Source organism: Treponema berlinense (assembly GCF_052273165.1).
GTDB lineage: Bacteria > Spirochaetota > Spirochaetia > Treponematales > Treponemataceae > Treponema_D > Treponema_D berlinense_A.
This window is the reverse complement of record NZ_DAVZIU010000008.1, coordinates 46,019-60,936: the sequence shown is the minus strand read 5'-3', so window position 1 is coordinate 60,936 and position 14,918 is coordinate 46,019. Positions and strand designations below refer to the sequence as shown.

Here is a 14,918-nt window from a genome sequence, read left to right as displayed (position 1 = left end):
TTTATGCAACTAAGTTTTCCAGGCTCTTAAATATTTTTAAATTTTAGCCAATTTCTGAATTAACAGCATTTACGGTCTTGATTTCTTTTCCAGCCGCAAGGAGTTTTTTTCCAGCGATTTCTACAAAACCGTTTACGGCATTGATTGCAACACTGAAGAACTCGTCACCTGTAATTTCGGCTTTTTTTTCTGCATTTTCATCCGCACCCTCAAGAACGACCTTTGTTCCAGGTTCTGCCCAGGAAACGTCCAGAACTTCTACGCAGTCTTTTCCGTCTTTGTCCTTGTAATCTCCAGCCAAAAGCATTCCATAACTTTCAACACCACGCATTTTTCTCGGAGCAAGGTTTGCCGCAATTACGACATTTTTTCCAATCAAATCACTTTCCTTAAGGTACATTCTAAGTCCAGACTGGATTGTGCGCAGAGTTCCACTACCGTCGTCCAATGTTTCAATGTAAAGTTTTTCACCTTCAGGATTCGGCTTTACATCAATAATTTTTGCCACACGAAGCTCAATATTTTTATTGAAAAATTCAATCTGCTCTTCAGCAGAGAGAGCAGGTTTAGGTTCTTGTTTCTTTGCCTTTTTCTTGTTTTCTTTTTTTTCAGAAGATTTTTCGTCCTGTTTTCCTGCAAATTTTGCACGGAAAGCATCAACGCTCTTGTTGTCGAGAGGCGTAAAATAAACAGAAGTTTCAGAAATTGAATCAAGTCCTTCAAGTTTACCCAAATCTTTCCATTTTAATGCACTTTCGTCACCAGGCTCTGCAAATGTCGAAGAATAGATTTTCTTTCCGAGATAGCCTGCAACAATCTGAGTATAAGTTGGAAGATATGGCTCAAGAAGAATCATAAGGTCTTTGATAACATAGGCAAGGTTATAAAGAATGTTATCCGAAACAGCCTTGTCTGTCTTGATTGTCTTCCAAGGTTCAGCAGTCTGAAAAGCCTTGTTTGCAATATCAGAAATCTCCATAATCGTGTGGAGAGCCTCCTTTATTTCTGCCCATTCAAGGAGTTCTGTCGCTTTCTTTTCCTTTTCTTCAATCTGAGCCCACAAAGCCTCGTCTTTTTTTCCTTCTGGAATTTTTCCACCATAGTTTTTATTGATGAACAAAAGCGTTCTGTTTACAAGATTTCCAAGGTTTCCAATCAGTTCCTTGTTGTATTTTTCCTGAAAGTCTTTCCATGTAAACTGATAATCCTGATTTTCCGGGCGGTTGTAGTAAATATAGAATCTCCATCCGTCGCTCGGAATTCCAGATTCTTTTGCATCTGATCCAAAAACACCAGTTCCCTTAGATTTTGAGAATTTTCCGCTTTCATAATTCAAAAATTCGGTTGAGGACATGTGATAAAGTTTTGTGTAATCTTTTCCAGTTCCAATCTCCGAACAAGGGAAAACAACAGTATGGAACGGAATATTGTCCTTTCCAATAAACTGGAAAAGTTCGATATTTGCATCATTTTCGATAAATTTTTCTTCAGCCTCTGACGGAAGCCACCATTTTTTCCAGTCGAAAGATTTTTTTCCAGACGACTTCAGCTCATCCTCAAGCTGTTTTGTAATCGACATATAGCCGATCGGAGCGTTAAACCAAACATAAAAAACCTTGTTTTCATAGCCAGCCTTTGGAACAGGAATTCCCCATTTTAAGTCACGTGTAATCGCCCTTTCGTTCAATCCGTCGCGAATCCATGCTTTTGTCATCTGAATGGCATTTGCAGCCCATTTTCCCTTTTCGCTGGTTTCTTTCATCCATTCTTCAAGTTTTGGAGCAATCGAAGGAAGGTCAATGTAAAGATGTTTTGTTTCGCGAACTTCTGGAGTTGAACCGCAAGTGTGGCAACGTGGAGCAATAAGTTGTGTCGGATCAAGCAGAGTTCCGCAAGTGTCGCACTGATCTCCGCGAGCATCGTCAGCACCGCATTTTGGACAAATTCCGTCAACATAGCGGTCAGCAAGGAACATATTGCATTTTGGACAGAAAAGCTGCTGGCTTGTATGCTCTTTTATAAATCCGTTTTTGTCCAAATCGTTAAAAATCGACTGGGTTATTTCGGTACACTCTTCGTTAGAAGTGCGGCCGAATTTGTCAAAGGCAATGTTGAACCAGTTGTAAATATCCTTGTGAATTTCGTAATAATAGTCGCAAAGCTCGCGTGGAGTTTTTTTGTCCTGCAGGGCCTTTGTTTCAGTCGCAGTTCCGTATTCGTCAGTTCCGCAAACATACATCGTTTCGTAACCGCGGGAACGGCAAAAACGCGCAAAAACGTCAGCAGAAAGCATTTGGATAAGGTTTCCAAGATGAGGAATATTGTTTACATAAGGCAAAGCCGAAGTGATAAGTCTTTTTGTTGTTTTAATATTTTTCATAGATAAAAAGTATAGTAAATTTTTACAGATTATACAAATGGGAATTTTTTTAGATTCGGGTGGCTTTTTGCACAGCAAAAACCAGGTGTTCCGAGGTTCCGCGTCTTCGCGCTCCATTGTCTGCTGCCAGCAGCAGACAACGCAAAAAGCGCCTCTACACCCCTTGCCACGTTTTCTGCTAGTAAATTTTTCTTATTAAATCCAAAAAAGCTGGAGTTTTTACAAGACCAAGTTCTTCCGCATTAAGTTTTTCCGTCCTTGAATATGGATTTCCGCTTTCATCCGCAGAAGGTTTTACATCCGAAGTTACAGACTGGGAATTTTCTTTTTTTTCAGGGAATTTTTTTACCAAAACTTCATCGCCAATATTCACCCGATCATAAAAACTTTTTTGAGTTAAAATTCCTTGAGAAATTTCTTCATCGCTTTTTTCTATTTCAATCTGCCCAAGAGCAAATTTCTCATCAAACCTTACTCCCGGATTTGAATCACAGGTCTGAATATTTCCTTTTTTTACTACGTCCAAAACAGTTCCTTTCTCAATTCCTTCGTTTTTTCCCATGTCGATGAGAATTTCATTTCCGGTTCTTGCAAGAATTTTTCCACGCGCCGGAAGCAAATTCAAGACATTTCTTCTAAAAGAGCGGATAATCGACGAAAACCTGTCATTCCCTGTTCTAAATAAATTAAATTCGCTTATTTTTATTCCGTTTCTACCATTGTAAACAGCAGCATCAAGACTTACCTCACGTTCAGTTTCTTCAAAATTCATCAAAATAAAATAATCCTGAGAATTTTTTCTTGCCTTAAAAAAAGCCTCTCCAAAGTTCGCAACAGGATTTTTTTCAACATTAACCGAAGTTACTGCAATTCCGTTAAAACTTTCACTTGCCATTTCAGCGGCAATTTCCTGAGAATCTGGATGCAAGAGAGCTGCATTTTGTTTTGTATAATAAAGTCCGATATTCCATCTGGTTTTATCAAGATAGAACGGCTCAACATTCCATTTTGCGCTCAGAGAATATTTCATAAGCGAAGAAAGAGCTTCGATTGTGTCATTTGTTTTTGTATAAGTATATTTTTCTTCGTCCGAAAGAGTTTTTTCGTCAATTTTTTCATTATTTTTTATAAATGAAAGCTGCTCCAGATAAAGTTCATTTTGACCGAGTTTGTAAATTTCTGCGGCAAATTCGCTTCTAGCAATTATGTTGTTCGGATCAATTTTTAAGGCACGCTGATATTCGTACCTTGCCTGCTCACCTTTGAAGAATTTTGCATATTCCCTTGCCTTTAAAATATGAAACTGCGCCCAGACTGAACGCCTTGAATCTTCAAGCGGCAAATTTTTATCAACAAGAAGTTCAAGCGCACTTCGCAGAATTTCATCTTCAGCCTCAATCGCAAGTGCCGTCGACAAGATTTCAAGCGCAGAATCAAAATTTTGCTGACGAGAAAACGAAAGTCCTTTTAAATACCAGGCTGTAATTGTATTCCGGTCTTTGTCGATAAGATAATCGCAAATGTCTATAACTTCATCATATTTTTTTTGTTCATAAAGAATCGAAGATAGAAGTATATAAGCTTGGTAAAAATCAGTCTTTAACTGAAGAGCAGAACGCGCTTTTTTTTCTGCTTCAGCAAAGTCGCCTTTTTTTGCCTTTAAGTACGCTGCAAAATAATAAACTTCACTTTCTGAAGGATGGCTTTTTAGAGCCTGTTGAATGTAATTTTCAGAAAGTTCATCTTTTCCCGTTTCCGCGGCAAGGAGCGCAAGTGAAAGAAGAGCTTTTCTGTTCGTTTTTTGACGTTTTAGCGCATCAAGATAAAATTTTCTAGCAGAATCAAAACTTCCGTTGTAAAGCTCAATTTCTGCAAGTCCAAAACGTGATTCGACATCGTTCGGATACTTATGCAAAATTTCCTTAAAAATTTTTTGCGCCTCGTCCAAACGGTGCAACGAGATAAGACACATTCCGCGCAAATTCAAAACATCGGTGCGGTCTTTTATGAATTTTTGAGCGCTGTCCAGATAATTAAGACAAAGTTCAAAATCATTAAGTTCGTAAGTCGCCTTCGCAAGCAAAAACCAAGCTTCTCCAAAAGAAGGGTTTTCCTGAAGCGCAAGCTGAAACTCTTCACTGGCCGAATACCAGTTTTCTTCCGCCTCAAATTCTTGACCGCGCTCATAATGTTTTAAGGCAGAAAGATTTTCAGCCTGCACAAAAAATGCGCAGTGAATAAAAAAAACTAAAATCAGTACAGTAATTTTTTTCATTTTCTCCCACCCAAAACAAAATCGAACAGTTTTTGACGTTATTCTTTTTTCGGCTCTTCTGATTCTGTTTTTTTTATAACTTTAATAAGGTTTACGCGATGACCTTCCATATCTTGAACGATGAATTCAAAACCACCCCAGTTAATTTTTTCGTATTTAACAGGAATTCTTCCAAAAAGATCGAGGACAAAACCTCCGAGAGTATCAAAATCTTCCGTCGGAAAGTTTGACTTTATGTTTTCGTTCAAATCTTCGAGATTGACTCTTGCATCACAAAGCCAGATTTGATTTCCGATTGCAAGAATATCTTCCCTTTCGTTGTCAAATTCGTCCTGGATGTCGCCAACAATTTCCTCAATAATGTCTTCCATGCAAACAACGCCACTCACACCGCCGTATTCGTCAACGGCAATTGCAATATGAATATGACGTCTTTTAAACTCACGCAAAAGTCCGTCGATTTTTTTTGATTCTGGAACAAAATATGCCTTTCTAAGCAACTTTTCAAGGTCAATTTCCTGATTTTTAGAAATTACGGCAAGCAAATCCTTTACATAGAGAATTCCTAGCACATTGTCGATTGATTCCGAATAAACAGGAAAACGCGAATGTCCGCTTTCCGCAATTTTTGCAAGAAGTTCTTCCTGAGGAGTATCAATCGAAAGAAAGTCGACATCAATCCGAGGAATCATAACTTCCTTTACAGACGTTTCTGACAAATCCTCGATTCCTTTAATCATATCTTTTTTTTCTTCGATTAAACTTAAATTATCCTGACTTTCGGACGCTTCATTGCCATTTTTTCCAGAAAAACTTGATTTTAAACCGTCGTCTTTTTTCTTTCCTAAACCAAAAATACTCATAAAATCCCTTTTTATTTTTTAGTGCGTCCTGAAATTTTTAGACGCGCTGTAAACGCTTAAATAAGTTCGACATCAGAAAAAGTTTTTAAAACTTCTTCCTGTTTTTTCAGCATCGGACTTTTTATTTCAAGGCCCTCGCCTACATGCTCGTCTCCGTGATCCATTCCATTTAAATGCAAGGTTCCGTGAATCAAAAGCCTTTTCAATTCTTCATTCTGAGTAACCTTAAAATATTCTGCATTTTTTGGCAATGTATCAAGCGAAATTATAATGTCGCCCGCACTAAACCACTTGATTCCGTCTTCGTCAGTGTATTCTTCACCATTTTCAAAGGAAAGAATGTCGGTTGGAGCATCGATTTCGCGGTAATTTTTATTCAATTCTTGAATAAATTCATCGTTGCAAAACAAAATTGAAAGTTCCTGACCGTCAAAACCAAGTCTTTTTAAAACTTCCTGTTCGTATTCTTCAATTTTGCAAAACCAGGCAGGCTCGCTAAGTCCGTCCTGCATAGAAACAAGAACTCTATTCATTTTTTTCCCCATCAGAATTAGTTTTTTCAGAAACAGTTTTTTCGGAAGCAGAAGAATCCGTTGAATCCTGATTTTGATACTTTATGCGTCCGTGATAATATGCCGCAAGAATCGAAACGAAAGTATTTTTTATTTTTGTCATTTCGCCATAAGTAAGAGCGCAGTCGTCCAACTGTTTTGCAGCAATTTTTGATTCAATCAACTGCTGAATAAATTTTTCAAGGCGCTGGGCCGTTGGTTTTTCCAAAGATTTGCAGGCTGCCTCAACAACATCGGCAAGCATGACTACAGCGCTTTCTTTCGTAGAAGGAAGTCTTCCGTCATAACGGAAATCAGCCTCGTTTGCGTTCGGATCCTTTTCTTTTGCTTTGTTGAAAAAATACGAAATTACAGAATTTCCATGATGTTCTGCAATAATATTTACAATCTGGGCAGGCAGATGCATTTGATGAGCCTTTTCAACGCTCTGGCGAAGATGGCTTTTTATAATCGAAACCGAAAGCGACGGGTTTAAATCCGTATGTTTGTTTTCGGAATCAATGTTATTTTCCGTAAAATATTCAGGATGCTCCATTTTTCCAATGTCGTGGTAAAGGGCCGCAACTCTCGCCAAAAGCGAATTTGCTCCGATTTCCTTGCAGGCGCTTTCCGCAAGCTGGCTTACCATTATGCTGTGCTGATAAGTTCCGCTGGCTGTAAGCAAAAGTTTTCTCAAAACTGGAGAATTCTGATCGCTCAAATCCATGAGCCTGAAAACCGAAGCCGTATTCATCACAACTTCAAGAGGTGTAAGAAGACCAAGCGCAAGAATACCAGAAATAAAACCGTTAAATGCAACTCCTGCAAGCGGAAATACGCAGTCAGAAAAATTATCATTAAAGATAACTTTTAATACGCAGATATAAATTACGTTCAGAAGCGCCACACCAATCGAAGAAAAAATCATGTCAATTCTGTTTTCGATCGTACGGAGAATTTTTACGATTGTAAGAGAAGATGCAAGTGTATACAAAAATGGAATCAATTCAAAACTGCAGGCACAGAGCACTCCAAAAGAAATCAATATCGAAAAATAAAGTCCAAAAATCTGTCCAAAAAGAATCGTAATCAAAGCAACGCACAATCCAGAAGGAATAATTACAGGAAGATTATAAATTCCCTGAAAAAGCGGAGCCTTGTCGCCAAAACAGGCAACGCCAAAAACAACTACAAAAAGCAGAGAGCCAAGAATAATTTCTTTAAGCTCAACTTTGCGTCCAAGGCAGACAGGAGAAAAAAGCAAAAAAGCCATTGCAGAAACTAGCATAAGAAACAGAATATTGTCCGCAAAAACCCTGTAATCGATATAAGACGGAGATGCCGCCATCTTTCGCAGTTTTAAATAATCCTCTTCCGCAATTGGAAAACCTTTTCTTATTACTTTTTCGCCTTCTTCGACCGCAATCGGAAACTGCTCATCGGCTGCAAGATTTGTTGTAGCAATGATTGTCTTGTCCGCAACCATTCCCGGTTCATACTCGTCAATCGAAAAAGAAGCAATAGTCTGCCGCGTGCTTGCATCAAAATAAACAATTACAGCAGAAGCCAAAAATGTAATTGAAAAAACAAGCAGAATCGCCCAATTTTTCTTTACATAGTTAAGTGCAGAATGAAATAAATCATAAAAAAAAGAATTTTTTCCGTTATTCGCTTTTGTCATTTTCATAAGCCTGTACAATTTTTTTAACAAGCGGTGAACGAACGACATCTCCGCCGTTAAGTTCAACCATGCTTATTTCTTCTATATTTTTTAGAATTTCAAGTGCCTGAACCAGACCAGATGGAATTCTTTTCGGAAGATCTATTTGAGTAATATCTCCCGTTATAAACACTTTTGAATTCTCTCCGGTTCGGGTAAGGAACATTTTCATCTGTTCACACGTCGTATTCTGCGCTTCGTCAAGAATTACGGCCGCATTGTTCAAGGTACGTCCGCGCATATAAGCCAAAGGCGCAACTTCAATTATACCATTTTCCTGAAATTTTTTCACCATTTCTGAAGGAATACAGGCACTCATAGAATCATAAAGAGGCCTTAAATAAGGATTTATTTTGTCCTGCATATCGCCCGGCAAAAAACCAAGACTTTCTCCAGCCTCGACAATCGGACGCACAAGAATAATTGAACTTATTTTATGGCTTAAAAGAAGACGCAGGCTTTCTGCAACGGCAAGAAAAGTTTTTCCACTTCCTGCAGGACCTGTCGCAAAAACCATATCATTTTTTCGGAACGAATGTATGAGTTTTGCCTGATTTTTTGTTTTAGGATAAATTTTTCTCGTGCTTCCAGGAATTGAAATTGAAAATTTCTGGGCATCAAAATTTTCAACTCCAGTATTCAGTACAGATTCGATCAGTTCGGAACCAGAAATACTGTTTTCAAGTCCATTTTCAGAAATTTCATCGCTAAGACGGTCGATTATGAACTTGAATTTCTGCTGAATTTCGGCAGAAGCCTCAGCAATTGAAAGTTCGTTTCCTTTTGTAAAAATGCTGACTCCAAGATGCTGTTCGATGAGCTTTAAATTGCTGTCATTTGTTCCACAAACCTGAGAAAGAATCTCTGGATCTGAAAGAACTATAGTAAATTCGTTTTCCAATTTGTTTATTCTATCACCTTTCTTAAAAAAAATCATCAAAAACTTGAATTTATTTTAAACTCCATTCTCCATACTCATCAAGAATTTCGGTCTTCATTCCTGACATTGGTCGCCAGCTTACGCTCAAAGAAAAATACGGACTAAAGTCGTAATGCGCCTGCTGACTAGAAGTTGCAGAAATATAGCGTGGTGAAATTTTAAATGAACAGTTCAAATCCCAATCATCAAGGTCGTGAGTTATCGACATAACAAGAGATTTTAGCTTAAAGGCGGAATTTTTTCGTTTTTCGTCGCTATCAAACCTGAACGAATCCACTAAATCATTCAAAACATTTCTTTCACCGTTATTTCCGTAATAATAGGCATAATCGGAATCAGAACAGAAATATCTGTAAATTACGTTGTTGCGGCTTTCAGAACTGAATGAAAAATCAAGAAACTCATTTATCTTGAAAGTAATCTTCGGTATAAAAACAAAATAACTGCTTGTCGGACGCACAAAATCATAGACAAAACTTGTAGAAAGTGACGGTGTCCAAGAAATTTTGTCAGTCCAATGCTTGAACGTTTTTGAAGGACTTGTATACGCAAAACTCAACGAATAAGGCTGGAATTTTTTGTCTGAAGTTGATTTCCAACCTTTTCGGCTTGTTATGTCTCCATTTGAATCATATTCAACGTCAAATTCATAAACGTTTGAATAACTCATTGTATATGCAAGTTGCGCGCCATAACCGCTCAACGAAAATTTAAAGGAATCGTGCTCCTCTTCTTCCCAATCGTAAACATAAGACTGAGAAAGATTCAATTTGCTATTAAAAAACTTAAATGAGAGCGACTGCGAAATATCGTTTTTTACCCAGGTGTCGTCAGTCGAACTTTTTTGCTTAATTCCTGTTCCGACAGAAAAAGTCGTGTACGGAAAATTAAGCGAAAAAATGCCTGTATAAGAATCAACTTGAGGCGGAAGAGTTGTCGTAAGCGAAAGCTGCTGTCCAAAATCTTCTTCTTTTGCCGCAAGGACAAGATTCAGATTATGAGTTGTTACACATTCTTCGTCGGTCAAATCCATCGTAAGATATTCCCATTCAGGATTGTTTACATCGTCGCTTATATATTTTGTCTGAATCATTTTTACAGTCGTGTTCCAGGTTAGGGCCGTATTTGAAAAATAATTCGTGTAATAAAAAGGCTTAAAAGTAAGCGCGTTTGTGTCCGTCAAATCAAGTTTTCTTGCATTGTAGTCGGCTTTTTTAATCGAAGCAATTGAAGATTCAGAATATCCTCCGTCCGAAGTGTCGTCGTTCAGATAAGGATGCTTTTGAAAAACTGGATTGAACGTAAAAGTATCCGCAAGCGAAAGAAAGCTATCTTTATAACCGAGATTGCTCGTCAAAGTCGCAGGAGCTTTTGCCTGAATATAAGTTGCCTGAACAGTCTGCCAATCAAAATCTTCAGGAGTCTTTAAATTTGAAGATGAATATGAAATTTGTGAAGTAAAATCTGGCGAAATACTGTAAGCGAGTTTGTAGGTAATTCCATTTAAACTGCGTACAGAGGCGTTCGATGTGACAATTGACGGAAGAACGGATTCATCAAAAAGAATATTTTCTTCAGGAACCTCATTTTCTTCAGGAACCTCATTTTCTTCAGGAACCTCATTTTCTTCAGAATCGAAACTTTCTTCTTTTTTGTCATCGAATTCAAGAGGTGGCAATAAAGAAAGCGAAACCGACTGTTTTTTTGAAGATGACGAAGCCTTCGGATACTGAAAAATCGTTCCAGAAATTCTTGCACCGATTTTAAAAGGCGTAATCTGACTCGGATAGTAAAAATAGCGTTCTGGAGTATAACTTGCCCAGGCCGAATCATCCTTGTATTCATCCCGGTCAATCAAGACCGCAGATTGGGAAGAAAAAACTATCGAAGAAGAAAAACTAGAAATTGAAAGAGTAGAAACAAAGGGCTTTATGAATTCTGGCAATTTAAAAGTATAAGAGCCGTTTAAATTCCAAGTAAAGGAAGAAACCGTAGTAACACTGTCTTCTTCCGAATCGTCAGTTGCAACACCAGACATAAGAAAGTCAATCCAGTCCATTGTTTCCGCACGATTATTAAAGTCGTAGTCAAAATACGGATCCGAATAAAGCGGCATTGAAAGAGTAAGGTTGAATGGAGAAGAAACCGAAAGCTTTAGGTTAAACTGATAACGGAACGGCAACGTATAGCCCATAAAATTTGAAGAATCCAGAACCTTATCTCCAAACTGGTTGTACGGAAGATAAACCGAATTGTTTTTAAAAATAGTATTGCTAAAACCAAGTTCTGTATTGAATTGAAGGTCCGAAAGTATCTTTGAAGGTTTTAACACAACGTCAGCGCCGACCATTGCGCCCAAATTTGCATAATAGTCCGCCATAATTTTTACGTGATTTGTAGTATCGCCTTTAAAATCCGCTTCAAGATTATGAAGCACAATTCCTTCGCGCACCTGCTCTTTCATTGAGTCGGTTTTCATAAAACTGAAAGGATTTATTTTATCATCATCGTCAGAATCCGAACTGTCATTTGTAGATTTTGCGTCCGCAGGTTTTCGGCCATAAAGATAAGTCGTTGTATTTATAAAATAACCTTCGCGGAATTTATAGCCCATCGCAGGATTAAAAATCAATTCGTCTTTCGGATAATAAAACGCAGGAAGATAGATCAAAGGCACACGACCAACATAAAGAAGCGCGCTAAAAAAGGCAAATTCTCCGCCTGGCAAAAGCCAAATTCTCCGCGCGCGGATTTTCCAGTGAGGATTTTCATCGTCGCAAAAAGTAAGTTCGCCGCCTTTAAAAGCAATTGTTCCTCCAGAATCCCTACCGAAAATTTCACTTGCAACAATCAAAGTAGAACCAGAAGGAAGATTTATAGCATCTGACGAAGTTTGAACTGCACGACCATTGTCAAAAATTCCTTCAAAAGTCGAAGTATTAAAAAGAAGACTGTTTGCAGTGATTTTTTCTCCACCAGCAGAAGACGAGCCACTCTGTTCAAGACCGACGTTTCCTTCCGCATAAAGCATTTCCGAAGAACGATTGTAATTTATTCTGTCAGCAGAAATTGTCGTTTTGTCATTTCCGCGGGAAACAGAAATTACGACATTTCCAGAAAGAATAATGCAATCGCCACCAGAAAGCTGATCTTTTTTGTACTCAGATTTTTCGGCAGATTCAATATTTATGACAGAAACCTGCTCTTCGGCCGAAACTTCTTTACAAAAAGCAAAAGACACAAGAGAAAAAATTAAAAATATTAAAAGCGTTTTTTTTCTCATTGCAAAACCGTCAGTTTTTGTGAGCCGTATTTAACGTTTCTTCGAGATATTTTCCTGTCCAGCTGCCAGTTTTTTTCCAGTTTGCAACAATGTGTTCAGGAGTTCCAAAGTCAACAATCTGACCACCGCCAGTTCCACCCTCAGGACCAAGATCAATAATCCAATCCGCCTGAGCAATTACGTCGAGATTGTGTTCAATCATAACGACAGAATTTCCCTTGTCCACAAGTTTTTGAATAACTTCCATCAAAACCTTTACATCTGCAAAATGAAGCCCTGTTGTAGGTTCGTCAAGAATGTAGAGAGTTTTTCCTGTTGAAGGACGGGCAAGTTCCGTTGCAAGCTTTACACGCTGAGCCTCTCCTCCAGAAAGAGTAAGCGCGCTCTGTCCAAGCTGAATGTAACCAAGTCCGACATTTTTAAGAGTTTCCAGTTTTCTTGAAATATGCGGAATCGCAGCAAAAAAATCAGCCGCTTCTTCAATCGTCATATTCAAAACATCAGAGATATTTTTTCCGTGATAGCGAACGTCCAAAGTCTCGCTATTAAAGCGCTGTCCATGACACACATCGCACTGAATAAAAACATCTGGCAAAAAGTTCATTTCGATAGTAAGAGTTCCTGCGCCTTGGCATTTTTCGCACCGCCCGCCTTTTACGTTAAAACTAAACCTGCCTGGAGTATAGCCCTTAGCCTTTGAATCAGGAAGTGTGCTAAAAAGTTCTCGAATCGCATCAAAAACTCCGACATAGGTTACAGGATTTGAACGCGGCGTTCTTCCAATCGGGCTTTGGTCGATATTTATGACCTTATCGATATTTTCAATTCCAAGAATTTCATCATGAAGCCCAGGCTTGTAACTTGTCTTCATCAATTTATTTGAAACAACAGGATAAAAAATGTCGCTCAAAAGCGTCGATTTTCCAGAACCGCTAACTCCTGTTATACAGGTAAAGGTTCCAAGAGGAATATCGACCGAAATATTTTTAAGATTGTGTTCGCGTGCACCTTTTATCGAAATAAAACTTCCGTTTCCTTCCCGTCTCTTTTCCGGCAACTGCATATAAAGTTTTCCGCTCAAATAACGTCCAGTAACGCTTTGTTCAACCTGCATCACCTGCTGCGGAGTTCCGCTTGCAATCACTTTTCCGCCATGAACTCCAGCTCCAGGACCTATATCAACAATCCAGTCGGCGGTACGCAAAGTCTGTTCATCGTGTTCAACGACAATTACCGTATTTTTTAAATCCCTAAGGTAATTAAGAGTATCGATAAGCCTCTGGTTGTCGCGCTGATGAAGTCCAATGCTCGGTTCGTCCAAAATATACATAACACCTGTAAGACCAGAGCCAATCTGAGTTGCAAGACGGATTCTCTGGGCTTCTCCGCCAGATAAAGTTCCTGCAGAACGGTCAAGTGTAAGATATTCAAGTCCGACGTTTTTCAAGAAATTTAAACGGGCATTTATTTCTTTTAAAAGCTGAACCGCAATTTTTTTCTCCGTTTCAGAAAGTTCAAGCTGCTTAAAAAACTCAATGCTATCCGCAACGCTCAGACTGCAAAGTTCGATTATATTCTTTCCGCCGACAGTAACGCCAAGAGCTTCTTTTCTAAGACGCATTCCATGGCAGGATGAACACTCGGAAACAGACATATAGTTTTCTTCAATCCGCACACGCTGGGATTCTCCCCAGGCTTCATTGTGCCGTCTTTTCATTTCCGAAAGAATTCCTATCCACGGACGGTTGTATTCTGAAAAGCCTTCTCCGCTCTGTTTTTTGTAAATCCAGCGAATATTTTTAGTCAAATCGCCATTCCACAAGCTGTCAAACTGTTCGCGGGTCAAATCTTTTATTGGAGTATCAAGACTCCAGCCGTTTTCTTTTGCAATCGCATAAAACATTGACTGATTCCATTCGCTCGACGGATTAAAAAACGGAAAAGCCCCCTGATTAAAGCTTAGAGAAGTATCTGGAAGTATTTTTTTTGAATCCCATTCCATTTTTTCACCAAGTCCAGTACATTCTGGACAGGCTCCAAAAGGATTGTTAAACGAAAAAAGCCTCGGCTGCAATTCTGGAATAGAAATACCACAGTCTGGGCAAGCATTTTTTTGAGAAAAAAACACTTCCTCTTCGTGCCAGCCTTTTTCGCTATTGTCATTTACGCGCCTTAAAACAACAAGAACTCCGTCGGAACTTTTTAGGGCAGTTTCAACAGATTCTGCAAGTCGCTTTCTCGATTCATTTTTCAATGCAATTCTGTCAACGACAATCTCAATCGTATGCTTTTTCTGTTTATCGAGTTTTATAGAATCGTCCAGTTCAACCATAAGCCCATCGATTCTTGCACGAACAAAACCTGATTTTTTTGCATCGTCAATGATTTTTTGATGTTCGCCTTTTTTTCCATGAATTACCGGAGCCAAAAGCGTAATTTTTGTTCCTTCGCCCCAGCCCATTATTGAATCGATAATCTGATCGTCCGACTGTTCCTTAATTTCTCTTCCGCAGACAGGACAATGAGCATGCCCGGTTCTTGCAAACAAAAGACGGTAATAGTCGTAAATTTCAGTAACTGTTCCAACTGTAGAGCGAGGATTATTGTGAGTCGTTTTCTGCTCGATAGAAATTGCAGGCGAAAGACCTTCAATCTGATCGACATCGGGTTTATCCATGCTCCCCAAAAACTGCCGGGCGTAAGAAGAAAGAGATTCCATGTATCGCCTCTGTCCTTCGGCAAAAAGCGTATCAAAAGCAAGCGACGATTTTCCAGAACCAGAAAGTCCCGAAATTACCACAAGTTTATTTCTCGGAATTTCTACACTTATATTTTTTAAATTATGAACACGGGCGCCGTGAATTACAATTTTTTCACCATCAACCCTATTTATGTTTTGCAATTAA

Annotated in this window: 8 protein-coding genes; all 8 read right to left on the bottom strand. The window is 38.7% G+C overall.

Annotation, left to right across the window (positions count from 1 at the left end):
- Positions 1-43: 43 nt before the first annotated feature.
- Positions 44-2,380: a methionine--tRNA ligase gene (metG, locus tag ACT6XC_RS04420; RefSeq protein WP_443740926.1), complete on the bottom strand. Its 2,337-nt coding sequence runs from the start codon at positions 2,378-2,380 to the stop codon at positions 44-46.
- A gap of 178 nt (positions 2,381-2,558) precedes the next feature.
- Positions 2,559-4,655: a tetratricopeptide repeat protein gene (locus tag ACT6XC_RS04415; RefSeq protein ID WP_443740925.1), complete on the bottom strand. Its 2,097-nt coding sequence runs from the start codon at positions 4,653-4,655 to the stop codon at positions 2,559-2,561.
- A gap of 38 nt (positions 4,656-4,693) precedes the next feature.
- A complete protein-coding gene (locus ACT6XC_RS04410) occupies positions 4,694-5,518 on the bottom strand; it encodes a hemolysin family protein (RefSeq protein WP_443740924.1) in 825 nt (274 codons plus the stop codon).
- Positions 5,519-5,574: 56 nt separating this feature from the next.
- On the bottom strand, positions 5,575-6,051 hold the full coding sequence (gene ybeY / locus ACT6XC_RS04405) for an rRNA maturation RNase YbeY (RefSeq protein WP_443737323.1): 477 nt from the start codon (positions 6,049-6,051) through the stop codon (positions 5,575-5,577).
- Positions 6,044-7,750 (bottom strand): HDIG domain-containing metalloprotein, encoded by a 1,707-nt coding sequence (locus tag ACT6XC_RS04400; protein ID WP_443737324.1) that lies wholly within the window; start codon positions 7,748-7,750, stop codon positions 6,044-6,046. Before ACT6XC_RS04400 ends, ybeY begins: the two co-directional genes overlap by 8 nt.
- A complete protein-coding gene (locus ACT6XC_RS04395; protein WP_443740923.1) occupies positions 7,734-8,690 on the bottom strand; it encodes a PhoH family protein in 957 nt (318 codons plus the stop codon). The genes ACT6XC_RS04400 and ACT6XC_RS04395 overlap by 17 nt, the downstream gene beginning before the upstream one ends.
- Before the next feature lie 49 nt (positions 8,691-8,739).
- Positions 8,740-11,970 (bottom strand): hypothetical protein, encoded by a 3,231-nt coding sequence (locus ACT6XC_RS04390; protein WP_443740922.1) that lies wholly within the window; start codon positions 11,968-11,970, stop codon positions 8,740-8,742.
- 52 nt (positions 11,971-12,022) lie between these two features.
- On the bottom strand, positions 12,023-14,905 hold the full coding sequence (gene uvrA / locus ACT6XC_RS04385) for an excinuclease ABC subunit UvrA (protein ID WP_443740946.1): 2,883 nt from the start codon (positions 14,903-14,905) through the stop codon (positions 12,023-12,025).
- Positions 14,906-14,918 lie beyond the last annotated feature (13 nt).